Below are 21,749 nucleotides of genomic sequence, written 5' to 3' on the forward strand. Positions count from 1 at the left end.
GGTGTCTCATGCGCTCTTTCATGCTGGCCGGCCTGCTTCTGGTCTGTGCAGGCATCGCCACGGCGGCCGAATCATCCCTCAAACTCAGTTCCGCCCAGCGGCAGGCGCTGGGTATTCGTGTGGGTGCCATCACGTCGGCCAACCAGGTGCCGGTGGATGGCCTGCCGGCCATGGCGCGCGCGCCGCTGCATGAAAGTGCCGTGGTCACCGCGCCCTTCGCCGGCATCACCGTTGCGGTGTTGGCGCGTGAGGGCAACACCGTCAAGCGTGGGCAGGCGCTGGCGCGCATCCAGAGCCGTGAGGCGATGACTCTGGGCGCACAACTGGCGGCCGCGAGCGGCGACTACCGGGTGGCCCGGGCGCAGGCCGACCGCGATCAACAAATGCTCGACGAAGGCATCATTCCCGCCAGCCGGGTGCAGACGGTGATAGCGCGTCGTGATGCGGCCGCCGCGCGCCTGAGCGAGCTGCAGGCGGCCCGGGCGATGGCACCGCAGGCGGCCGGTGCCGCGGCGGGAACCTACGAACTGCGTGCGCCGCTGGATGGTCGCGTGATCGAGCGCAGCCTGCGCCTGGGCGAGCCGGTGGCCGCGCTGGCCAAGGCCTTCGTGGTCGCCCAGCCTGACAAGGTGATGCTGGAGATCCAGGTACCTGCGCGCTATGCCGGGCAGCTGCGCCCGGGATTGACGGTACGCGCCGGTGCCGGCGAAGGGGTGGTCAGCGAGGTCGGTGCCGCCGTCGATCGGGCCAGCCAGACGCTCCTGGTGCGCGCCGACATGCGTGGTCAGCAGCTGCTTCCCGGGCAGCAGACATCGGCCACCTTGCAGTTGCCGGCACCGCAGGACGCCTGGACATTGCCATCGTCGGCGATCGCCGAGCATGCCGGACAGCATGTGGTCTTTGTCGAGCGCGATGCTGGTTATCTGCGCGTTGCGGTCAAGGTGCTGGCGCAGACCGGCGATGGCCAAAGCGTGGTACAGGGTCCCCTGAACAAGGGCAGCCAGGTTGTCGTGGCCGGTGCCGGGGCGCTGAAGGCCATGCTGCTGGCGGGAGAGTGAGATGCTGCAGCGACTGCTCGGTTTCTCGCTGTCGCAGCGCCTGCTGGTGCTGCTGGGCGCACTGGCCATTATCGGTGCCGGTGTTTGGGCCTATTTGAAGCTGCCCATTGATGCCTATCCGAACATCGCGCCGACCCAGGTCAAGCTGATCCTGAAGGCGCCAGGCATGACGCCGGAGGAAGTGGAAACCCGCGTGGTGGTGCCGCTGGAGATGGAGCTGCTGGGCATTCCGCACGCGCAGATCCTGCGCTCGACTTCCAAGTACGCCATCGCCGATGTCACGCTCGATTTCGAGGAAGGTACCGACATCTACTGGGCGCGTCAGCAGGTGTCCGAGCGCTTCGCCGCCGCTGCCGGTGATCTGCCGCGGGACGTCAGCGGTGGCTTGGCGCCGATCGCCACACCGCTGTCGGACATGTTCATGTTCACCATCGAGGGCGGCGGACTGAGCCTGGCCGAACGGCGCACGCTGCTGGACTGGACCATCCGTCCGGCGTTGCGCACGATCCCCGGCGTCGCCGACCTCAATGCCCTGGGCGGCAAGGTACGCACCTTCCTGGTTACACCCGATCGTGCACGCCTGTCCGCCACTGGCCTGCATTTGCGCGACATCGTCGACGCGGTGATGCGCAACAACCGCAACGACGGGTCGGGTCGCCTGCGCGATGGCGATGACGCCTTGATCGTGCGCGCCCAGGGGGCGGTCAGCACGCTCGAGGACCTGCGTCGCGTGGTTGTCGCCAGCCGCGATGGCAGGCCGTTGCGCGTGGGTGATCTGGCGCAGGTCAGCTATGGCAGCCTGACCCGCTACGGTGCGGTGACCCGCGATGGTGCCGGTGAAGCGGTCGAGGGCCTGGTGGTGGGTCTGCGCGGCGCCGATGCCTCCAAGGTGGTCGATGCGGTGCGGGCACGATTGGACCAGTTGAAGTCGAGCCTGCCCGAGGGCGCTCGCATCGAGGTCTTCTATGACCGCGGTGCGCTGATCGAGCGCGCCGTGGATACGGTGCGCAGCGCGCTGATCGAGGCCACCGTGCTGGTAGTGATCCTGCTGCTGCTGTTCCTGGGCGACGTGCGCGCCGCGGTGGTGGTATCGCTGACCCTGCCGCTGGCGGTGCTGATCGCGTTCCTGATGATGCACCTCACGGGGCTCAGCGCGAACCTGATGAGCCTGGGAGGCCTGGCCATCGCCATCGGCCTGCTGGTCGATGCCGCGGTGGTGGTGGTGGAGAACACCGTCAGCCACCTGGTGCCCGGTCACGGCGTTGCTGATCTGCCCCGACTGCACCGCATCTACCGTGCGGTGGGCGAGGTGGCGCGGCCGGTGGTCGCCGGGATCGCCATCATCTGCCTGGTGTTCATGCCGCTGCTGACCCTGCAGGGCCTGGAGGGCAAGCTGTTCGGGCCGGTCGCGCTGACCATCATCTTCGCCCTGGCCGCATCGCTGTTGCTGTCGATGACGGTGGTGCCGGTGCTGTGCTCGCTACTGCTGCGCGAGCGTGCCCACGCCGAACCCTGGCTGATGCGTCAGCTCGAGCGCGGTTACCGGCCGCTGCTGGACTGGTCGCTGGGGCATGCGCGCTGGATGGGCGTGATCGCCGGCCTCGCTCTGGTAGTGGGCGCATTGGCCTATATGGGGACCGGCAAGACCTTCATGCCGACCATGGACGAGGGGGACTTGCTGCTGCAGCTGACCAAGCAGCCCTCGATCAGCCTGCAGGCCTCGCGCGACCAGGACATGGCCGTGGAGCGCGCGATCAAGCAGCGGGTCCCCGAGGTCGAGCACGTCATCGCGCGCCTGGGTTCGGACGAGCTGGGCCTGGACCCGATGAGCCTGAACGAGACGGACATGTTCCTTCAGCTCAAGCCGAAGAAGGACTGGCGTGTGCGCGACAAAGCCTGGCTGGAGGGCCAGCTGCGTGAGGTCATGAAAGACTTCCCCGGCGTCGAGTATGGCTTCACCCAGCCGATCCAGATGCGCGTCTCGGAAATGCTCACCGGCAGTCGCGGCGATATCGCCGTGAAGGTGTTCGGTCCGGAGCTGTCCACGCTCAACCGGATCGCCAACCGCATTGCGGCGATCCTGGGCAAGACCCGTGGCAGCCAGGACGTGATCGCGCAGACCCAGGAGGGCGTGCGCTACCTGCAGGCCCGCATCGATCGCCAGGCGGCAGGCCGTTACGGACTCGATGTCTCGGTGGTGCAGGACGAGTTGCGAGGCCAGCTCGAGGGGATGCGTGCCGGCACCGTGCTGGAGCAGCAGCGGCGGGTTCCGGTACTGGTGCGCGGCCAGTCGCGCCTGATGGACACCCCGGCGCTGTTCGAACGCATGAATCTGGCCACTGCCGACGGCAACCAGGTACCACTGGACCGCATTGCCACGCTGCAGGCGACTACCGGGCCGGTGCAGATCCGCCGCGAGAATGGCTCGCGCTTCGCGCTGGTTCAGTCAAATGTGGCCGGTCGCGACCTGGTTGGTTTCGTCGACGAGGTGCGTGCCGCCGTCCAGCGCGAGATCCATCTTCCGACCGGCTACAGCGTCACCTGGGGCGGTCAATTCGAGAACCAGCAGCGTGCGGCCACGCGGTTGGCCCTGGTGATCCCGATCTCGCTGGGACTGATCTTCCTGGTGCTGTTCTCCACCTTCGGCTCGATCCGGCAGGCGCTGCTGATTCTGTGCAACGTGCCGTTCGCGATGGTCGGCGGCATCGTCACGCTGTGGCTGTCGGGCCAGTACCTGTCGGTGCCGGCCTCGGTCGGCTTCATTGCGCTGCTGGGTATTGCCGTGCTCAATGGCCTGGTACTGGTTTCCTACTTCAATCAGTTGCGTGCTACCGGCATGACGATGGACGAGGTGGTGCGCGTAGGGGCGATGCGGCGCCTGCGTCCGGTGATGATGACCGCCTCCATCGCAGCGCTGGGTCTGGTGCCGCTGTTGTTCGCCAGCGGCCCGGGCTCGGAACTGCAAAAGCCATTGGCGATCGTGGTGATTGGCGGTCTGGTCAGCTGCACCGCGCTGACCCTGCTGCTGCTGCCCACGCTGTTCCGCCGTTTCGGCCAACCGCGCCAGGGCAAGGAGTAAGTCATGAGTCTTGATCTGAAACGGCTGACCGTATTGGCACCGCGTGATCTGGAGGATGTATTGCTGGCTGCCGTGCTGGAGATGCGGCCGGCCGTGCCTGGCTTCACCTCCACGCATGTCGCCGGACACGGCGAGCACTTCGACGGCGCGCGGGTGCAGGAGCAGGTTCGTGGTCGCATCGACCGCGCCATGATGTGGTTGGTACTGCCCGCCGAGGACGTTGAGCGGGTACTGGTGCAGCTACGCGCACGCATGCCGCATCCCGACATTGTGTGGTGGGTGGAACCGGTTGAGTCGATGGGGCGGCTGATATGAAACAAGGCATCGTTCTGATCATCCTGTTGTTGCCGATGCTGCCGGCGGTCGCGGTTGAGTCTCCGGCGTCGACCCCCGCCTTGCCGCCACCCGAGCTGGTGCTCGACGTGATCGAGCAGACGCCCGAGGTGCAGGCCGCGGCAGCGGCACTGGCGCGCGCCGAGGCCGAATCCCGTCTGCGCCAGGTTGGCTCGCACGAGGCCCAGCTGACCGTTGTTCCGCAACGTCGTCGCATCGAGGGGGGACGCACATTCAACGAATGGGAGGCCGATCTCAGCCGGCCGCTGCGCTGGCCGCACAAGGCAAGGCTGGACCGGGAGATTGGCGCGGCCGGGACCGAGGCGGCGCGGTTGATGTTGGCTGACGCCCATCATGCCGGTGCCCGGCGCCTGCTCGGCCTGTGGTCGGACTGGCAGCGCGCCCGCGCGGCTGCGATGCAGCAGCACGCCCAGGTGGATATCTGGCAGCGCGACCGCAGGGCCATCGCGCGCCGGGTCGAACTGGGCGATGCCGCCCGTCGCGACCTTCTCGCCGCCGATGCCGCGCTGGCGCAGGCGCAAGCTGCGGCGATGCAGGCCGACGCCGATGCGCAGATTGCCGAGCTGGCCTTGCGCAGCACCTTCCCAGGCCTGCCTCTGCCCGAACGCGTGCGCCTGGGCGACACGCCACCTCCGTTACCCGGCACTGACAGCCACTGGTGGCAGCTGATTGTGTCGCGCAGTCACGAGATAGGTGCGGCCGACGCCCAGGCCCGTCAGCGCGAGGCCGAAGCCCGGCGTGCGCGTGCCGACCGGCTGCCCGATCCCACCGTGGGGGTTCGGGTACTCAACGACCTGGGCGGACGTGAGCGCGCGGTCGGTCTGGTGCTGAGCATTCCCATCGGGGTGCGTCAGCGTGGTGCTCGCGCCGCAGCCGCCGGCGCTGATGCGCTGGCCGCCCAGGCCGAACTCTCGATGGTGCGCCGTGACATCGAGCGCGCCGCCCGTGAAAGCGTGGCGCGGGCGCGTGCCGTGCATGCCATCTGGTCGAGTCGCCGGCAGGCGCTGGCGGCGGCGCGGGCCAGTGCGGCCAAGGCCGAGCGAGCCTACGCGCTGGGTGAAAGTGGTCTGGCCGAACTGCTGGCCGCGCGTCGTATCGAGCTGGAATCGGTGTTGTCCGAGCGTCGCGCCGCGGTCGATGCCATCGAGGCGGTGGCGCGCGTGCAGGTGGATGCGCACGAGCTGTGGCACCACCATACCGGTGGCTCCGACCCCGACGAGCACGAGCGGGGCCGAATCGGTCTGCCTGATCTCTAGGTCTTCGTCACGGTGCCGGCGCTGTACTGGCGGGCATAGCGTTGCGCGATCACCGCGCAGACCATCAGCTGAAGCATGTGAAACACCATCAGCGGCAGCACCAGTGCACCCATGGCCTGCCCGGCGAAGATCACCCGGGCGATCGGTATGCCGCTGGCCAGGCTTTTCTTCGAGCCACAGAAGAAGATCGCGATGCGGTCCTCGCGGTCGAAGCCGAGCCGGCGCGAGGCCCACAGGTTGATCACCATTACCGCGGCCAGCAGCAGCGCCGCCATCACCAGCACGCCCAGCAGTGCTGATACTGGCGTGTGTTGCCACAGGCCCTTGACCACCGCCGCACTGAAGGCGGTGTAGACCACCAGCACGATGGTGCCGTTGTCGCTGAACTTGAGCAGGCCACGATGGCGCTCGACGAAAGCGCCGGTCCACGGTCGCGACAGATGCCCCAACGTGAAGGGCAGCAGCAGTTGCAGCACGATATCCATGGCGCCCTGGGCGGAAATGCTGCCCTGACGAGAAAGCAGCAGGCCGGCCAGCAGGGGCGTCAGCACCAGGCCCACCAGGCTGGAGATCGAGGCGCTGACCACCGCTGCCGGCACGTTGCCGTGGGCCATCGAGGTGAAGGCGATGGAGGACTGCACCGTCGAAGGCACGCAGCACAGGAACAGGAAGCCGGCCAGCAGCGAGGGTGTCAGCAGCAGTTGGGCGAGCGGGCTGCCGATCACGCCGAGCAGGGGAAACAGGGCGAAGGTGCAGCTGAGCACGGTCAGGTGCAGGCGCCAGTGCGTTGCACCGGCCAGTACCGCCTGGCGCGACAGCTTGGCCCCATGCAGGAAAAACAGCAGCGCAATGGCGACATCGGTGAGGATGTCAAAGCCATGCGCCCAGCGACCGCGGCAGGGCGCCAGCGAGGCCACCCCAATGGTGGCCAGCAGCGTCAGCGTGAAATTGTCGGGGCGCGCGCGGCGGGCCAGGGCAGTCAGTTGCATCCGTGCATTCTAAGCAGCGCTGCGCCTTGGGTATAACTGGACCAAAGCCGTGGAGAGGGAGGCGACATTGAACACATATCCGCAAGGCCCACAAAGCGATGCACACCGCTTGCGCAAAGGTGACGTAAAGACCTTGTTGCTGGCGTCGCTGGGCGGAGCTTTGGAGTTCTACGACTTCGTCATCTTCGTCTATTTCGCCGGCGAAATCGGACAGCGCTTCTTTCCCGCCGATACGCCGGACTGGCTGCGTTTGCTGCAGGCCTATGGGTTGTTCGCCGCCGGCTATCTGGCGCGGCCGCTGGGCGGCGTGGTGATGGCGCATTTTGGCGATCGCCGCGGTCGCAAGCGCATGTTCACGCTCAGCGTGTTCCTGATGGCGTTGCCGACGCTGGCGATCGGTCTGCTGCCGACTTACGCGGTCATTGGCATGGCCGCGCCATTGGTATTGCTGATGCTGCGCGTGCTGCAGGGCATCGCCGTAGGGGGCGAAGTACCCGGCGCGTGGGTGTTCGTCTCCGAGCATGTATCGGCCGCGCGTACGGGGCTGGCGTGCGGGCTGCTGACGGCCGGGCTGACCGCCGGTATCTTGCTGGGCTCGTTGTTGGCTGCGGCGCTGCGGGCGGGGATGGACGAGGCTGCTCTGCTGGCTTGGGGCTGGCGTGTGCCGTTCCTGATCGGCGGCGTGTTTGGTTTTCTGGCCGTGCTGTTGCGGCGCTATCTGGCCGAGACGCCGGTGTTTGAGGAGCTGCGCCGTCGCAAGGCACTGGAGCAGGGGCTGCCGCTCAAACGCGTGATCCGCGAGCATCGCCGCGCGGTGGTGATGTCGATGGCGATGACCTGGATGCTGACTGGCGCCATCGTGGTGATGATCCTGATGCTGCCGACGCTGGCGCAAAGTCTGTTCTCGGCCGACCTGCATGGCGCCAATACGCTGGCTACATTGAGCCTGACCATGGGGTGCGTGTTCGTCGGACTTTGCGTGGACCGGTTCGGGTTGGCGCGTAGTGTGGTGGTAGGCGCGCTGGCGCTGGCCGTCAGCAGCCTTTGGCTGTTCGCGGCACTGGCGCGCGGTGCTCCAGCCGGTGTGCTGGATGGCCTTTATGCGCTGACCGGCTTGAGCGTCGGCGTGGTGGGCACGGTGCCGGTAAGCATGGTGCGGGCCTTTCCGGCGCCGGTGCGCTTTTCCGGCCTGTCATTGGCCTATAACGTGGCCTACGCCATCTTTGGTGGCCTGACGCCGCTGGCGGTGTCCTGGTGGGCGCACGCGCAGCCTTACGCGCCGGCCTGGTATGTCGCCGCGCTGGCGCTGATGGCGATGGTGCTGGCGCTGGCCGGTACGCTGCCGTCCACGCCGCTGTCGAGACGTGTCTCGGGCATCGTATGCTGAGGCGAGTTTTTGGCGTTGCAAGGCGGTGGTATCGGGCATGAGTGTGGTGATCACAGCGCTGGTGCTGTTGCTGACGGTGGCGGTGTCCGGCGCGGTGTTGCGCATGCTGCCGTTCAATCTGCCCAAGCCTCTGGTGCAGATCGGGTTGGGTGCGATGTTGGCGCTGCCGTGGTTTGGCCTGCATGTAACACTCGATCCTGAGCTGTTCTTTTTGTTGTTTGTGCCGCCGCTGTTGTTTGCCGATGGCTGGCGCATGCCCCGGCGCGAGTTCATTCGTCTGCGCGTGCCGATCATGGCGCTGGCCCTCGGATTGGTTCTGGTCACCGTGGTGTGCGTGGGCTATGTGGTGCACTGGTTGATTCCGGCGGTGCCGCTGGCGGTGGCCTTCGCGCTGGGTGCGGTGCTGTCGCCCACCGATGCGGTGGCGCTGTCGGCCATGACCGGTGGCCAGCGCATGCCCTCGCGACTGATGCACATGCTGGAAGGCGAGGCCCTGATGAACGACGCCTCGGGCCTGGTGGCGCTTAAGTTTGCCGTGGCCGCGGCGCTGACCGGCGTGTTCTCGCTGCGTCAGGCCAGCATCAGTTTTGTGCTGATCGCCGTCGGCGGTCTGTTGTGCGGGTTTGCCGTCACCTGGATGTTTGCCCGCACGCGGCGCTGGTGGCGTGGTCGCGATGAAGACCCGCCCAGCCACGTCGCGCTGTTGCTGCTGCTGCCGTTTGCCGCCTATCTGTTGGCCGAGCACCTGGGCGTATCCGGCATCCTGGCGGCGGTCGCCGCCGGCATGACGGTGAACCGTACCGAGCTGACCCTGATCGGTGCCGATACACGGCTGCATGCTGGCAGCACCTGGGCCATGCTGGAGTTTGTCTTCAATGGCATGGTGTTCGTGTTGCTGGGCCTGCAACTGCCGGGCATTGTCGCGCATGCGCGCGTGGACGTCTTGGCCGTCGGCGGGCATGCGTTGTGGCAGCTGCTGCCGTGGGTGGCGGCGGTGATGGTGGTGCTGGTGCTGCTGCGCTTTGCCTGGGTCTGGCTGATGTTGCGTCTGGTGTTGCTGCGCGCGGCGCGTCGGGGTACCAAGCGCCCGCGGGTCGGGCCCAGGCTGATCGCGGCGACCACCCTGGGCGGGGTGCGCGGCGCCATTGCGCTCGCCGGCGCGTTGTCGCTGCCGTTGTGGCTGCCGGGCGGCGCACCGTTGCCGGCGCGTGGTCTGGTGGTATGTCTGGCCGCCGGCGTGATCTTGTGCTCGCTGCTTCTGGCGGCGCTGGGTCTGCCGCTGGTGCTGCGTGGCCTGAAATGGCCGCGGGAAGACCCGGCCGAGGCCGAGCTGCGCGAGGCGCGACGCCTGTCGGCACGCGCCGCGGTGCGTCGCATCGAGGCGCTGGAGCCGCCGCAGGAGACCGAGCGTGCCGCCTTGCATGCCGAGGTCTGTGGTCGGGTGGCGGCCAGCTACCGGCAGCGCTTGCGGGCCCAGGGCGATGCCGGCGAGCAGGCGCGCTGGGCGCAGGGGCTTGAGCAGGCCGTGTGGCTGGCGGCGTTTCGTGCCGAACGCGACGAGCTGCTGCGCCTGCGTCGGCGCATGCGCATCAACGATGAAACCGTGCGCACGCTGATGCGTGACATCGATCTGGCCGAGACCGCGCGGCGCACGCGTGCCGCGCACTAGGCCGCGCGCTTAGTCCCCTTCATCCTGGCAGCGCAGGCGCCGCTTGAGATAGATGCCGGCCACGATCAGCACGATGGCGCCCAGCGCCACCCACAGGCCGGTCTGACCGCGATGGATCCACTTCATCAGCCAGGCATGGTTGTCGGCACCGAAATACCCCAGATACACCCATATCGGCACGCTGATCAGCGCAGCCAGCCCGTCCAGCGCGACAAAGCGCACGATGGAAACCCGGTGCGTCAAACCGGCGCTGACATACACCGCGGTGCGCATGCCGGGCAGAAAGCGCGCGGTGAACAGCATGCGGTTGCCGTAGCGCTCGAACTTGCGTTGTGCCGAGGCATAGCGCTCGGGCGTGATCAGCCAGGCCACCGGCCGCCAGTCCAGCATGCGCACGCCAAAATGATGGCCAAGCATGAACATGGTGGCATCGCCAATCAGCACGCCGGCCATGGTTACACCGAACATCACGTGCACATTGGCGTGGCCAAGGCCGGCAATGATGCCGCCGGCGACCAGGGTCACGTCCTCGGGAATCGGCACGCCCATGCCGCACACCAGCAACGCCATGAACACGGCGGCATAGCCGTGGTCGGCAAAGAAACTCACCAGGCGTTCCAGCAGGTCCATCAGCAGTCCGGGGCGCAGTCCGGGCGGGAGCGGGCGATCATCCCATGAATGCGATGACTGCCGCAGCCGCGTGGATGCCGGACAGGGTGCCTCATGCAGCCGAACCCGCGTCGGCGTGCTTGCTCGACAGCAGCACACGCAGTTCGGCCTTTTCGGCATCGCTCAACGGGCCCTCGGCGCCACGTGCCTGCAGGGCGGCGATGCGTTGCGTGCGCGCCTGGCGCTGCATCTGTTCCAGCGCGCCAAGAAATTCGATGCGTTGGGCATCGGCATCGCCGACCACATCGGCCACCGCCAGCTTTTGCAGGGCGCCGTATTCGGCGCGTTCGGCAAAGTGCTCGAGCAGGGCACCGGTGCGGATATCCGGGCGCTGGCCGATCACATCCAGCAATTCGGCCAGCAGCTGCACGCCGGGTTTGTCAAAGCGCAGGAACGCATAGGGCTTTTCCACCGCTTCGGCCAGCGCCGGTTGCGCCAGCAGCAGGGCGATGGCGCTGCGCACCAGGCTGCGTTTGACGCTGGCCTGTTGCAGCGGGCCTTGCCGCCGGGCCGGCGCGGCTTCGAACACGGCGCGCGCACCGGTTTGCTTTTCCAGCTCCTGCGCCATCAGGTCGCGGAAGGCGCCGTCGGGCAGCTTGGCGATCAGTGGCCGCGCGCGTTCGGCCAGACGCGCGCGGCCATCCAGGCTGCGCGTGTCGACATCGCGTGCCAGTTCGGCAAAAAAGTAATCCGAAAGCGGTGTGGCCTGATCCAGGCGCTGCTCGAAACCGGCCTGGCCTTCCTTGCCGACCAGCGAATCGGGATCTTCGCCGTCGGGAAGAAACAGAAAATAGGCCTGGCGGCCATCGCGCAATTTCGGCAGCACCGACTCCAGCGCCTTCCAGGCCGCATCGCGGCCGGCGCGGTCGCCGTCGAAGCAGAACACCACGTCGGGGGCGGTGCGAAACAGCACATCGGCGTGATCGGGCGTGGTCGCCGTGCCCAGCGTGGCCACGGCAATGGGCAGACCGGCCTGATGCAGCGCGATCACATCCATGTAGCCTTCGACCACCACCAGCCGCGTCAGCTTGCGGTTGGCCTGCTTGACCTGCCACAGGCCGTAAAGCTCGCGGCCCTTGTGGAACAGCGGGGTTTCCGGCGAATTGAGGTATTTCGGGCCATCGCCCTCGACCAGGCGCCCGCCAAAGGCAATGACGCGGCCGCGGCGGTCGTTGATCGGGAACATCAGTCGCTCGCGGAAGCGGTCATAGCGCTTGCCGCGCTCGCCCTCCGAAAGCATGCCGGCCTGTTCCAGCAATTTGACCCGCGCCGGCGTGGTGCCCAGCCGACGCAACAGAAAATCCCACCCGGCCGGCGCCCAGCCGATACGAAATGCCTCGAGCGTCTCATCGGAAAGACCACGGCGATGTGCGTAGTCGAGTGCGTCGGGTTGACGTGTCAGCGCCTGTTGATACTGCCCGGCGGCGGTATCGAGCAGCTGGTAGAGGTCGGTGCGATCCTCGCGTGGGGCGCGCTCGCGACCGCCTTCGCGCACCACCTGCATGCCCACGCCCTGGGCCAGTTCCTCCACGGCATCGGGAAATTCCAGATGTTCGTAGTCCATCAGGAACTTGATGGCGCTGCCATGCGCGCCGCAGCCAAAGCAGTGATAGAACTGCTTGTTGGGGCTGACGTAGAACGAAGGCGTGCGCTCGTTGTGGAAGGGGCAGCAGGCGGTCCACTCACGCCCGGCCTTCTTCAACGGCACGCGCTGCCCGATTACGTCGACAATGTCGACGCGGGCGAGCAGGTCGTCAATAAAGCTGTCGGGAATCAGGCCGCGCATAAGACCGATAGGATGCCATGCCGCGCGGCGCGGGTGTCGATCCGGCGCGCCATGGAGTGGCGGCGCCGGACCGTACCCTTGGGGCGGCTAGGCCATGTGGAACACGCCTATCACGCCAAGCAGCACCAGCACGAACAGCACCAGGAAGATAAAGAACAGAACCTTGGCGATACCCGCGGCCGCACCGGCCACCTTGGTAAAGCCGAGCGCGCCGGCAATCAGCGCGATGATGGCAAAAATAATCGCCCACTTGAGCACAGGTCTTCTCCGTTCGAGCCGCGAAGCGCGGCGACGGGCCCATTCTCACGGGGTTTCAACGGGCGCGTAAATGGCTGTGGCGACAGCCATTCAGGCACCAAGACGGCATGGTGAGCGGACAGTGAAAACGCGCCGCGTTCAGCTCAACCGAGCTTTCACCTTTTTCGACACCTCGGCCATGTCGGCCCGGCCGGCCATGCGCGGCTTGAGCTGCGCCATCACCTTGCCCATGTCACGCGCGGAGCTGGCGCCCGATTCGGCCAAGGCTGCCTCGATCAGCGCATCGATTTCCGCCTCGGTCAGCGGCGCCGGCAGGTAGGTTTCGATCACCACGATTTCGGCGCGTTCGGTGTCGGCCAGGTCCTCGCGGCCGGCGGCCACGTATTGCTCGACCGAGTCGCGACGCTGCTTGAGCATCTTTTCGAGCACGACCAATACCTGGTCGTCGCCCAGTTCGGCGCGTTCGTCGACCTCGCGCTGCTTGATGGCGGCGTTGATCAGGCGGATCACGCCCAGGCGCGGCTTGTCGCCGGCGCGCATGGCCGCCTTCATATCGTCGGTCAGACGCTGCTTCAGACTCATGGCTGATGACTCCACAAACGACAAACGCGAAAAGCCGGCGCCTCCCCGCAAGGTGACGCCGGCCCGCGTGTGCCTATTCGGACGAAACCGCCCGTAAGCGACGAAAAGCGATCAGTACAGACGCGTACGACGCGCGTTTTCGCGCGACAGACGACGCAGATGACGCTTCACCGCAGCAGCACGCTTGCGCTTGCGCTCCTGGGTGGGCTTTTCGTAATACTCACGCTTGCGGGTTTCGGCCAGCACGCCGGCCTTTTCGCAGGTACGCTTGAAGCGACGCAGTGCGAGTTCGAACGGCTCGTTCTCGCGGACTTTAACGCTGGGCATGAACACTCCACTTGGTAAACTGGCCCGTCTATATTCGGGCGAGCCGCGAATTATAACGGGATGCTTGTGGAAAATTCAAAGCCTGTGTTGGGGGTCGAATCCTCCTGTGACGAAACCGGTGTGGCGCTGTACCAGCCGGGCCGTGGTTTGCTGGCCCATGCGCTGTATTCGCAGGTAGCCCTGCACGCCGAATACGGCGGCGTGGTGCCGGAGCTGGCCAGTCGCGATCACGTGCGCAAGTTGATGCCACTGGTGCATCAGGTGCTCGATGAAGCCGGCCTCACCGCGGCCGATCTGGGCGGCGTGGCCTACACCGCCGGGCCGGGCCTGGTCGGCGCGCTGCTGGTCGGTGCCTCGGCGGCGCGGGCCATGGCCTGGGCGCTGGAGGTGCCGGCCATTGGCGTGCATCACATGGAAGGCCACCTGCTGGCGCCGCTGCTGGAGGAAAACGCTCCCGAGCCGCCATTCGTGGCGCTGCTGGTCTCCGGCGGGCATTCCATGCTGGTGGCGGTGGAAGCGATTGGCCGTTATCGCATTCTGGGTGACACGTTGGACGACGCCGCCGGTGAGGCCTTCGACAAGACCGCCAAGCTGATGGGTTTGCCGTACCCGGGCGGGCCGGCGCTGGCCCGGCTGGCCGGCGAAGGGCGCGAGGGCATGTTCCGTTTTCCTCGGCCGATGACCGACCGCCCCGGCCTGGACATGAGCTTTTCCGGCCTGAAAACGCAGGTGTTGCTGGCCTGGCAGGGCAGCGATCAGAGCGATCAGACCCGCGCCGATATTGCCCGTGCTTTCCAGGAAGCCATTGTTGAGACACTGGTGATCAAGTGCCGCCGCGCGCTGGCCGAAGCCGGTGCCAAACGCCTGGTGATTGCCGGCGGCGTCGGCGCCAACCGCTTGCTGCGTGCGCAGCTGGCCGAGGCGGGCGAGAAGGAAGGCTTCCGTACCTATTTCCCGCGGCTGGAGTTCTGTACCGACAATGGCGCCATGATCGCGTTGGCTGGCGCCATCCGTCTGGCCGCCGGTCAGCAGCAGGGCCCGTCCATCGAGGTGCGCCCGCGCTGGAGTCTGGAAGCGCTGCCGGCGGCCTGATCGGCGTGTGGCGCTGCTAGACTTTCGCGTTTCCCCTTCAAGCGTTCCGAGGTTTGGCATGGATATCGTCTTCATCGAGAAACTGCGCATCGACACGGTGATCGGCATCTACGACTGGGAGCGCCAGATTCGCCAGACCGTGCAGCTGGACCTGGAAATGGCGCACGACAACACCGCGCCGGCAGCCACCGATTCGATTGACGATGCGCTCGACTACAAGGCGGTATCCAAGCGCCTGATCGCCTTTGTTGAGGCTTCGGATTTCGGCCTGGTGGAAACCCTGGCCGAGCGCTGCGCCGAGATCGTGCGCCATGAATTCAACGTGCCGTGGTTGCGCCTGAAGCTGCGCAAGCCCGGTGCCGTGCGTGGCTCCAAGGCGGTTGGTGTGCAGATCGAGCGTGGCACGCGGCCGGCCTGATGGCGCGTGCCTATCTGAGCCTGGGCTCCAACATCGAGCCGGCCAAGCATCTGCGCCAGGCGGTGGCCGCGCTGCGCGAGCGTTTCGGCAAGATCACGCTGTCGCGGCTGTATCGCACCGCCGCGGTGGGCTTCGAGGGCCCGGCGTTTCTCAACGCCTCGGCGGCGATCGATACTGAGCTTTCGCCCGAGGCGCTCGATGCCTGGCTGCACGCACTGGAAGATGCGCTGGGCCGACGCCGCGACGGGCCGCGTTTTTCCAGCCGTACGCTGGATATCGACCTGCTGCTTTACGACGACCGGGTGCTCAAAGGGGCAAGCCACCTGCAGCTGCCGCGCCCGGAGCTGGCCGCGCAGGCCTTCGTGCTCGGCCCCACCGCCGAGATTGCGCCGCAGCTGGTGCATCCCACCGACGGGCGCACATTGGGGGCCATGTGGCAGGCCATGAACGCCGCCGATGCGCTGGTGGCGGTGCCTTGGGACAGCGCCGACTGATCAGCCGGTGGCCGAGCGGCCGCCGTCGACGTAAAGCACCTGGCCGGTCATGTAGCCGGCGCCCTCAAGCAGAAACTGCACGGTCTCGGCGATGTCGTCCGGCGTCCCGGTGCGGCCCATCGGTACGCGCGCCAGCAGCGCCTGTTGCGCGGTCTGGCTCTTGCCTTCCTCGGGCCAGCAGATGGCGCCGGGGGCAATGGCGTTGACGCGAACATCAGGGGCCAGCGCGGTGGCCAGGCCACGGGTCACGGCAATCAGTGCGGCCTTGGAGGCGGCATGGATGATGCCGTCCGGTTGCGGATGCTCGGCGTAGTAGTCGGCCAGATTGACGATGGCGCCGCCGCTGTCGCGCAGCGCCGGCGCCGCCTGCTGGGCCAGAAAGAACGGCGCCTGCGCATTGGTCGCCAGCAGCGTGTGCCACTGCGCGACGGTGGCGCTGGAAAGCGGTGTGTCGAAGAACGCCGAAGCGTTGTTGATCAGGCCATCGAGCCGGCCAAAACGCGCCAGCACCGCCTCGATCAAGGCCTTGGGTGCGCTCTCGTCCTCAAGATCGGCTTGCAACATCAGCGTGGAACCGGTGCGCGCTGCCTCCAGCTCGTCGACCAGTGCCTGCATGGTGTCGGCCGAGTGCCGGTAGTGCAGCGCCAGCGTGTAGCCGGCCGCATGCAGCCGGTGCGCGATGGCCGCACCGATGCGCCGGGCGGAACCGGTGATCAGCACCACGCCTGCGTCTTGTCGATCGGTTTTTGGACTGCGCTGCACGGGGTGGCTATGCTCCGGTGGTTTGGATAAAGAGTGTGTCGCCGATCGTGGATCAGATCAAAGCGATTGTTGAAATCGACTGGGTGCAGACGGTGCTGGGCGCGCTGGCGCTGCTGCTGGTGGCCAAGCTGGCCGATATAGTTGCCAAGCGCGTGCTGCTGCGCGTGGCGCAGACCGTCAGCCGGCATACGGTATGGACCTGGGACGATGCCTTCGTCGAGCATGGCGTGTTCAAGCGCCTGGCGCAGATGGTGCCGATGCTGGTGATCCAGTTCTGCGTGCGTTTCGTGCCGGGCATTCCGGACAAGTACGACGCCATGGTGCGCAACGTGGCGTTGGCGTTTACCGTGTGGTTTGGCGTGCTGGCCGTCAGCGCCATGCTGTCCTCGGTGGAGACGCTGTACGCCAACACCGTCCACGGGCGCATGCGCTCGATCAAGGGCTACGTGCAGCTGATCAAGATCGTGCTGTTCCTGATCGGCATCATCGTGGTGATCTCGGCACTGGTCGATCGCTCGCCGCTGCTGCTGCTGTCCGGCTTGGGTGCGATCTCGGCGGTGCTGCTGCTGGTGTTCAAGGACACCATCCTCAGCCTGGTCGCCAGCGTGCAGATTGCCTCCAACGACATGCTGCGCGTGGGCGACTGGATCACCATGCGCGAGTTCAATGCCGATGGCGATGTCATCGACATTGCCCTGCACACGGTGAAAGTGCAGAACTTCGACAAGACCATCACCACTATTCCCACCTGGCGGCTGATTTCCGATTCGTTCCAGAACTGGCGCGGCATGCAGAACACCGGCGCGCGGCGTATCAAGCGCGCGCTGTTTCTGGATACCGGCAGCGTGCGCTTCCTGGATGATGAGGAAGTGCAGAACCTTCGCCGTTTCCGCCTGCTCGACGACTATCTGGTGAAAAAGGGCGAGGAGCTGTCGGACTGGAACGGCCAGCTCGATGAAGGTTTTGGCGACAAGGTAGTCAATCGCCGTCGTCTGACCAATCTGGGTACGTTCCGGGCCTATGCGCAGGCCTACCTGGAGCACCACCCGCGGGTTGAGCACAAGCTCACCGCGATGGTGCGCCAGCTCGATCCGGGGCCGACCGGCGTGCCGCTGGAGATGTACTGCTTTGCCGACACCACCGACTGGGTCACCTACGAGGGTATTCAGGGCGACATGTTCGATCACCTGATTGCGATCCTGCCCGAGTTTGGCCTGACCGTGTATCAGCAACCGTCGGGTACCGATATCCGCCTGGCGCTGGCCAAGCCGGACAAGGCGCTGCCCGACAGCGTGCACGAAGGTTCGGAAGAGTCGGCCGGCGCCGGCTGAGCGCGGCGCCGGCCAGCTGCGTAGAATGGCCGGCGACATCAACGCGTGGGGAGTGGGGACATGTCACGTTGGTCGCGTAGCTGGAGCCTGGTGCAGGCCAGCCTTGCGGTGCTGAAAAGCGATCGCCGGCTGCTGCTGTTTCCGTTGTTGTCGGGTATCTGCAGCCTGATCGTGGTGGCCAGCTTCATCGGCCCGATCGCCGCCTCTGGCGCGTGGCGGCACATGGATACAAGCGCTGGCGGCTGGGACGGCGTCTCGTATGTGGCGCTGTTCGTGTTCTACCTGCTGCAGTACACGGTGATTTTCTTCTTCAATACCGCGCTGGTGCTGGCGGCCATGGCCAGGCTGGAAGGGCGCCAGGCCAGTTTTGGCCAGGCGCTGCGCGAGGCCACCGGCAAGCTGCCGCAGATCCTGGGTTACGCGCTGATCGCGGCCACCGTCGGCATGCTTCTGCGCGCGCTGGAAGAGCGCCTGGGACTTTTGGGCCGAATCGTCATCGGCCTGCTGGGTGCGGCCTGGTCGGTGGCTACCTTCCTGGTGGTGCCGGTACTCGCTTCCACCAACGAAGGCCCGATCGACGCGGTGCGCCACAGCACGGCGCTGCTCAAGCGCACCTGGGGCGAGAACCTGATTGGCCGCTTCGGCTTCGGGCTGGCGTTCGGCGTGGCCATCTTCGTGTGGGTCATGCTGTCGATGCTCGCCGTCATGACCACCGTCAACCTGCACTGGCCGTGGCTGACCGGCGCCATGATCGGCATCGCCGTGCTTGGCTTCGTGCTGCTGGTGCTGTTGCAGTCGACACTGCAGAACATTTTCGCGCTGGCGCTGTTTCGCTATGCCGAATACGGCGAAACCGACAACGGTTTCGATGGCGCGCTGATGGAAGGCGCGTTCAACCCGCGTCGGCGCTGAGCCGGGTCACCGCTTCGGGTGATTCGGGGTGCTCGCCCACGGCCTCGACCATATCGGCCTGCACCTCGGTGTCATCATCGTTGAACAGCGTGATGGCGGTTTTGGCCACCTGCTGGGTGTCGTAGCGCGCGTACCAACCCACGCCAACGGCGCCGATCAAGGGCAGCCAGCGCGAGACGCCGCGGCCGATGGCGCGCCGTGACAGGTGCAGGCCAATGTGCCGGGCCACACGTTCGATGCCGATGACCGTGGCGCGGCGAAACAACAGGCGGTCGCCGGCGCGCACCAGCAGGTCGCGCACTGCCTGCGCAGCGGTGTGGCGGAACAGGCAGTACAGCATCTGCTCGCGCCCCAGCGCGGCCTGGCGCCCATACACCGCGGCGATGTCGGCCACCATCTGCGCCTGGATACGCCACACCGCCACCAGTTCCGGCAGTACCGTGAGCCAGCCCAGCGGGCCGGGCGGCAGCGACAGCGAGCCGGCGGTGAGCGCGGCGCGGTGGGCGGCGGCGTCGGCAATGGCCTTGGCCTGCACCGCCGGCGAGCCTTCGCCGGGAGCGTGAGCACGCGGCACAGTGCCGACAAAGTCGAGCACGGCCTTGCCCAGCGTATCGGCCGGCGCCTGGCGTCGGGCCTGGATCTGTTGCGAGCGGGCAGTCATCTCAAGTGGCATCCTTCGGGTCGATCACCCTGCCACCATAACGCGTTGGCGTGTGAATGCGCCGGCAACGGCATTTGACCGTTCCGTTATCCTTGGGTGTTGTCCTTACCGTTTTTCGCATGCGCCGCGCGCGCGTGCTGCTTGCAGGAACGCCATGCGCATCGAACTGCCCGAACCCAGCGCCGAGGAGCGCGAACACTCCGCCCGTCTGGCCCAGCTGTTGAGCGAGGAAATGGCCAGCGAAGGGCCAATGCCCTACGCGCGCTTCATGGAGCGCTGCCTGTACGCGCCGGGCCTTGGCTACTACAGCGCCGGCAAGCCCAAGTTCGGCGCCGCCGGCGACTTCATTACCGCGCCGGAGCTGGGCAGCCTGTTCGCGCAATGCGTGGTGCAGGCGCTGGCACCGACGCTGCGCGCGCTGGGGAACGCGGATTTTCTGGAGCTGGGCGGCGGCAGCGGCGCCTTTGCCGAGGCCGCGCTGCTGGCGCTGGCCGAACTGGGCACGGTGCCCGAGCGTTATCTGATTCTCGAGCCCAGTGCGGATCTGCGCGAGCGCCAGCGGCTGCGCTTGGAGGCGGCGTTGCCGCCCGCGCTGATGGCACATGTCGATTGGCTGGATCGCCCCTCCGAGCAGCCATGGAAAGGTGTGCTGTTTGCCAACGAGGTAATCGATGCGCTGCCGACCACGCGCTTCACCCTGCGCGACGGCGAGGTCATGGAGCAGCACGTGCACATGGGCGAGGACGGCCGCTTCGGTTGCCAGGATCGTCCCGCCGACATGCTGGTCAGCGCGGCCGTGCGCCACCTGGAGCGCGATCTGGAACGCCCGTTTGCCGATGGTTATCGCTCCGAGGTGCTGCCGCAACTGCCGTTCTGGATGCAGGCGGTCGCCGGCACGCTGGAAGCCGGTGCGATGCTGTTTGTCGACTACGGTCATCCGCGCCAGGAGTATTACCGCGAAGATCGTGAGGACGGCACCCTGCGCGCGTTTTATCGCCATCGCGTGCATGGTGACACGCTGGCCTGGCCCGGGCTGCAGGACATTACCGCTTCGGTCGATTTCACGGCGCTGGCCGAGGCCGGCAACAGCGCCGGCTTTGCCGTGGCCAGCTACCTGCCACAGGCACAGTTCTTGATTGCCGCCGGTCTGCAGCAGGCGTTCGAGACCGGTTATGCCAACGCTCCGGACGAGGCCGCGCGTTATGCGCTGGCCCAGCAGGTCAAGCACCTGACGTTGCCGGGAGAAATGGGCGAGCACTTCCAGGCCATGCTGTTTGCGCGTGGTATCGAACCGCACGCCTTGCACGCCGACGTGCTGGCCGCCGACCAAGGTGGGCGGCTTTAAGCGTCGCTGGCGGGCGCGCGGGTCAGTGATGCCTTGAGCTCGGCGATGGCCTGTTCACGCGCGCCCTGCATGGCCTGGCCGATGGCCGGGCCGCGCAGGCCCTGTTCGACGAAGGGCTGGGCGGTGACGCCGGCGGCGGCGACGCGCGCCTGACGCAGGTAGTCGGCCTGCGGGTAGGCATCATCCTGATGGCCCAGCCGGCCGCGCTTGTCGGCCTCGCAGGCGGCGAGAAACGTGTCCAGCCGGGCGGGGCGGCGCAGTGCGTCCAGCCGCTCCAGCAGGCGCAGCACCGTCGCCGGTTTCAGCTCGAAGGCGCGATGTGCGTTGAGGTGATCCCGGCACACATGCTCGGCCAGCGCGGCGTGTTCGGAAGGCACCTTGAGCCGTGCGCAAAGCGCCCGTAGCGGTGCGATGCCGGCCTGTTCGTGGCCGATGTGGCGCGGCAGCACATCGGCAGGCGTCAGCGCCTTGCCCAGGTCGTGCGTGAGCGCGCAGAACGCCACCAGGTCATCGCCGGCGGCCAGTTGCGCGGCGGCATCAAGCACCATTTCCTGGTGCACGCCGGTGTCGATCTCGGGATGGAACTCAGCCCGTTGCGGCACGCCGTAAAGCGCATCGATCTCGGGGAACAGCACTGCCAGCGCGCCGCAGCGGCGTAGCACTTGCAGAAAGGCCGAAGGGCACGGCTCGGCCAGCGCCTTGCGGGTTTCGGCCCAGACGCGCTCAGGCACCAGGTGGTCGACTTCGCCATCGGCGACCATGCCCTGCATCAGCGCGCGGGTGTCATCCGATTCGGCAAATCCCAGCGGCGCGTAGCGCGCGGCAAAGCGTGCCAGACGCAACACGCGCACGGGGTCTTCGGCAAAGGCGGGCGAGACGTGATGCAGGCGCCGGGCCGCGAGGTCTTGCTGGCCGCCGAACGGATCGATGATGGCACCGTTCTCGTCCTCGGCCATGGCGTTGATGGTCAGGTCACGCCGCTCCAGATCCTGTTCCAGCGTGACGTTCGGATCGGCCTGGAAATCAAAGCCGTGATAGCCGCGGCCGGTCTTGCGCTCGGTGCGCGCCAGCGCGTATTCCTCGCCGGTGTCTGGATGCAGAAAGACCGGGAAATCCTTGCCCACCGGCTTGAAGCCGCGTTCGAGCATGATCTGGGGCGTGGCACCGACGACCACGAAATCGCGGTCGGTAACGGCACGTCCCAGCAGTTTGTCGCGGACCGCGCCGCCGACCAGATAGATACGCATGTGGGCGATTGTGCCATGTGCCCGGCGTGATTTAAGTGCGCGCTGGCGCGAGGGGGCGGTCAGCATGGTCTGC

At 66.8% G+C, this 21,749-nt stretch carries 21 protein-coding genes; 12 read left to right on the forward strand and 9 right to left on the reverse strand.

Annotated features, from left to right (window positions below; all coding sequences use genetic code 11):
• Positions 1-8 precede the first annotated feature (8 nt).
• Genes HBF24_RS11885 through HBF24_RS11900 form a run of 4 tightly spaced genes read left to right on the forward strand, consistent with a single transcriptional unit; the run spans position 9 to position 5,747 of the window.
• Positions 9-1,058: an efflux RND transporter periplasmic adaptor subunit gene (locus HBF24_RS11885; RefSeq protein ID WP_167173145.1), complete on the forward strand. Its 1,050-nt coding sequence runs from the start codon at positions 9-11 to the stop codon at positions 1,056-1,058.
• A 1-nt stretch (position 1,059) separates the two neighbouring features.
• Positions 1,060-4,137, forward strand: a complete 3,078-nt coding sequence (locus HBF24_RS11890; RefSeq protein WP_167173147.1) for a CusA/CzcA family heavy metal efflux RND transporter — start codon at positions 1,060-1,062, stop codon at positions 4,135-4,137.
• Positions 4,138-4,140: 3 nt separating this feature from the next.
• On the forward strand, positions 4,141-4,452 hold the full coding sequence (locus HBF24_RS11895) for a DUF3240 family protein (protein ID WP_167173149.1): 312 nt from the start codon (positions 4,141-4,143) through the stop codon (positions 4,450-4,452).
• Positions 4,449-5,747: a TolC family protein gene (locus HBF24_RS11900; protein WP_167173151.1), complete on the forward strand. Its 1,299-nt coding sequence runs from the start codon at positions 4,449-4,451 to the stop codon at positions 5,745-5,747. Before HBF24_RS11895 ends, HBF24_RS11900 begins: the two co-directional genes overlap by 4 nt.
• Here the strand turns inward: HBF24_RS11900 and HBF24_RS11905 are convergent.
• Positions 5,744-6,736: a bile acid:sodium symporter family protein gene (locus HBF24_RS11905; protein ID WP_167173153.1), complete on the reverse strand. Its 993-nt coding sequence runs from the start codon at positions 6,734-6,736 to the stop codon at positions 5,744-5,746. The two genes, HBF24_RS11900 and HBF24_RS11905, sit on opposite strands and share 4 nt — an antisense overlap.
• Positions 6,737-6,845: 109 nt before the next feature.
• On the opposite strand from HBF24_RS11905, the gene HBF24_RS11910 reads away from it, so the two are divergent.
• Entirely contained in the window at positions 6,846-8,123 is a 1,278-nt protein-coding gene (locus HBF24_RS11910) for an MFS transporter (protein WP_240922501.1), read from the forward strand.
• A 37-nt stretch (positions 8,124-8,160) separates the two neighbouring features.
• The gene (locus HBF24_RS11915) at positions 8,161-9,792 is read left to right on the forward strand and encodes a Na+/H+ antiporter (RefSeq protein ID WP_167173157.1); all 1,632 of its coding nucleotides are present in this window, start codon (positions 8,161-8,163) and stop codon (positions 9,790-9,792) included.
• Between the two features lie 9 nt (positions 9,793-9,801).
• Here the strand turns inward: HBF24_RS11915 and HBF24_RS11920 are convergent, their stop codons facing one another.
• The 5 genes from HBF24_RS11920 to rpsU all read right to left on the reverse strand — a co-directional run bounded on the left by HBF24_RS11920 (position 9,802) and on the right by rpsU (position 13,414).
• Complete coding sequence (locus HBF24_RS11920; protein ID WP_167173159.1) at positions 9,802-10,422, reverse strand: DedA family protein; 621 nt, start codon at positions 10,420-10,422, stop codon at positions 9,802-9,804.
• A gap of 91 nt (positions 10,423-10,513) precedes the next feature.
• On the reverse strand, positions 10,514-12,247 hold the full coding sequence (dnaG, locus tag HBF24_RS11925) for a DNA primase (protein ID WP_167173161.1): 1,734 nt from the start codon (positions 12,245-12,247) through the stop codon (positions 10,514-10,516).
• Between the two features lie 87 nt (positions 12,248-12,334).
• The gene (locus tag HBF24_RS11930) at positions 12,335-12,505 is read right to left on the reverse strand and encodes a DUF1328 family protein (protein ID WP_167173163.1); all 171 of its coding nucleotides are present in this window, start codon (positions 12,503-12,505) and stop codon (positions 12,335-12,337) included.
• A 138-nt stretch (positions 12,506-12,643) separates the two neighbouring features.
• Positions 12,644-13,087: a GatB/YqeY domain-containing protein gene (locus HBF24_RS11935; protein ID WP_167173165.1), complete on the reverse strand. Its 444-nt coding sequence runs from the start codon at positions 13,085-13,087 to the stop codon at positions 12,644-12,646.
• A gap of 111 nt (positions 13,088-13,198) precedes the next feature.
• On the reverse strand, positions 13,199-13,414 hold the full coding sequence (gene rpsU, locus HBF24_RS11940) for a 30S ribosomal protein S21 (RefSeq protein ID WP_167173167.1): 216 nt from the start codon (positions 13,412-13,414) through the stop codon (positions 13,199-13,201).
• 60 nt (positions 13,415-13,474) lie between these two features.
• On the opposite strand from rpsU, the gene tsaD reads away from it, so the two are divergent.
• Genes tsaD through folK form a run of 3 tightly spaced genes read left to right on the forward strand, consistent with a single transcriptional unit; the run spans position 13,475 to position 15,418 of the window.
• Entirely contained in the window at positions 13,475-14,506 is a 1,032-nt protein-coding gene (gene tsaD / locus HBF24_RS11945) for a tRNA (adenosine(37)-N6)-threonylcarbamoyltransferase complex transferase subunit TsaD (protein ID WP_167173169.1), read from the forward strand.
• A 58-nt stretch (positions 14,507-14,564) separates the two neighbouring features.
• The gene (gene folB / locus HBF24_RS11950; protein ID WP_167173171.1) at positions 14,565-14,924 is read left to right on the forward strand and encodes a dihydroneopterin aldolase; all 360 of its coding nucleotides are present in this window, start codon (positions 14,565-14,567) and stop codon (positions 14,922-14,924) included.
• Positions 14,924-15,418, forward strand: a complete 495-nt coding sequence (gene folK / locus HBF24_RS11955; protein WP_167173173.1) for a 2-amino-4-hydroxy-6-hydroxymethyldihydropteridine diphosphokinase — start codon at positions 14,924-14,926, stop codon at positions 15,416-15,418. Before folB ends, folK begins: the two co-directional genes overlap by 1 nt.
• Here the strand turns inward: folK and HBF24_RS11960 are convergent, their stop codons facing one another.
• The gene (locus HBF24_RS11960) at positions 15,419-16,180 is read right to left on the reverse strand and encodes a pteridine reductase (RefSeq protein WP_343162760.1); all 762 of its coding nucleotides are present in this window, start codon (positions 16,178-16,180) and stop codon (positions 15,419-15,421) included.
• A gap of 47 nt (positions 16,181-16,227) precedes the next feature.
• Here HBF24_RS11960 and HBF24_RS11965 point away from each other — a divergent pair, with 47 nt between their 5' ends.
• Together HBF24_RS11965 and HBF24_RS11970 are read left to right on the forward strand one after the other, a co-directional pair.
• Positions 16,228-17,511, forward strand: coding sequence for a mechanosensitive ion channel domain-containing protein (locus tag HBF24_RS11965; RefSeq protein WP_167173175.1), 1,284 nt, complete (start codon positions 16,228-16,230; stop codon positions 17,509-17,511).
• 60 nt (positions 17,512-17,571) lie between these two features.
• Positions 17,572-18,423 (forward strand): DUF6159 family protein, encoded by an 852-nt coding sequence (locus HBF24_RS11970; RefSeq protein WP_167173177.1) that lies wholly within the window; start codon positions 17,572-17,574, stop codon positions 18,421-18,423.
• Here HBF24_RS11970 and HBF24_RS11975 read toward each other — a convergent pair.
• Positions 18,404-19,084: a hypothetical protein gene (locus tag HBF24_RS11975; protein ID WP_240922503.1), complete on the reverse strand. Its 681-nt coding sequence runs from the start codon at positions 19,082-19,084 to the stop codon at positions 18,404-18,406. The genes HBF24_RS11970 and HBF24_RS11975 overlap by 20 nt on opposite strands.
• 154 nt (positions 19,085-19,238) lie before the next feature.
• On the opposite strand from HBF24_RS11975, the gene HBF24_RS11980 reads away from it, so the two are divergent.
• Positions 19,239-20,429, forward strand: coding sequence for an SAM-dependent methyltransferase (locus tag HBF24_RS11980; protein WP_167173179.1), 1,191 nt, complete (start codon positions 19,239-19,241; stop codon positions 20,427-20,429).
• Here HBF24_RS11980 and HBF24_RS11985 read toward each other — a convergent pair.
• On the reverse strand, positions 20,426-21,676 hold the full coding sequence (locus HBF24_RS11985) for a multifunctional CCA addition/repair protein (protein ID WP_167173181.1): 1,251 nt from the start codon (positions 21,674-21,676) through the stop codon (positions 20,426-20,428). The two genes, HBF24_RS11980 and HBF24_RS11985, sit on opposite strands and share 4 nt — an antisense overlap.
• Between the last annotated feature and the right edge of the window lie 73 nt (positions 21,677-21,749).

The sequence above is a fragment of the Oleiagrimonas sp. C23AA genome, from assembly GCF_011759385.1.
Taxonomy (GTDB): domain Bacteria; phylum Pseudomonadota; class Gammaproteobacteria; order Xanthomonadales; family Rhodanobacteraceae; genus Oleiagrimonas.

Excerpts from the sequence above, each read along its gene's own strand:
- HBF24_RS11885 (WP_167173145.1), top strand. The coding sequence starts at position 9 with ATGCGCTCTTTCATGCTGGCCGGCCTGCTTCTGGTCTGTGCAGGCATC.
- HBF24_RS11890 (WP_167173147.1), top strand. The coding sequence starts at position 1,060 with ATGCTGCAGCGACTGCTCGGTTTCTCGCTGTCGCAGCGCCTGCTGGTG.
- HBF24_RS11895 (WP_167173149.1), top strand. The coding sequence starts at position 4,141 with ATGAGTCTTGATCTGAAACGGCTGACCGTATTGGCACCGCGTGATCTG.
- HBF24_RS11900 (WP_167173151.1), top strand. The coding sequence starts at position 4,449 with ATGAAACAAGGCATCGTTCTGATCATCCTGTTGTTGCCGATGCTGCCG.
- HBF24_RS11905 (WP_167173153.1), bottom strand. The coding sequence starts at position 6,736 with ATGCAACTGACTGCCCTGGCCCGCCGCGCGCGCCCCGACAATTTCACG.
- HBF24_RS11915 (WP_167173157.1), top strand. The coding sequence starts at position 8,161 with ATGAGTGTGGTGATCACAGCGCTGGTGCTGTTGCTGACGGTGGCGGTG.
- HBF24_RS11920 (WP_167173159.1), bottom strand. The coding sequence starts at position 10,422 with ATGGACCTGCTGGAACGCCTGGTGAGTTTCTTTGCCGACCACGGCTAT.
- dnaG (WP_167173161.1), bottom strand. The coding sequence starts at position 12,247 with ATGCGCGGCCTGATTCCCGACAGCTTTATTGACGACCTGCTCGCCCGC.
- HBF24_RS11935 (WP_167173165.1), bottom strand. The coding sequence starts at position 13,087 with ATGAGTCTGAAGCAGCGTCTGACCGACGATATGAAGGCGGCCATGCGC.
- rpsU (WP_167173167.1), bottom strand. The coding sequence starts at position 13,414 with ATGCCCAGCGTTAAAGTCCGCGAGAACGAGCCGTTCGAACTCGCACTG.
- tsaD (WP_167173169.1), top strand. The coding sequence starts at position 13,475 with ATGCTTGTGGAAAATTCAAAGCCTGTGTTGGGGGTCGAATCCTCCTGT.
- folB (WP_167173171.1), top strand. The coding sequence starts at position 14,565 with ATGGATATCGTCTTCATCGAGAAACTGCGCATCGACACGGTGATCGGC.
- folK (WP_167173173.1), top strand. The coding sequence starts at position 14,924 with ATGGCGCGTGCCTATCTGAGCCTGGGCTCCAACATCGAGCCGGCCAAG.
- HBF24_RS11970 (WP_167173177.1), top strand. The coding sequence starts at position 17,572 with ATGTCACGTTGGTCGCGTAGCTGGAGCCTGGTGCAGGCCAGCCTTGCG.
- HBF24_RS11975 (WP_240922503.1), bottom strand. The coding sequence starts at position 19,084 with ATGACTGCCCGCTCGCAACAGATCCAGGCCCGACGCCAGGCGCCGGCC.
- HBF24_RS11980 (WP_167173179.1), top strand. The coding sequence starts at position 19,239 with ATGCGCATCGAACTGCCCGAACCCAGCGCCGAGGAGCGCGAACACTCC.
- HBF24_RS11985 (WP_167173181.1), bottom strand. The coding sequence starts at position 21,676 with ATGCGTATCTATCTGGTCGGCGGCGCGGTCCGCGACAAACTGCTGGGA.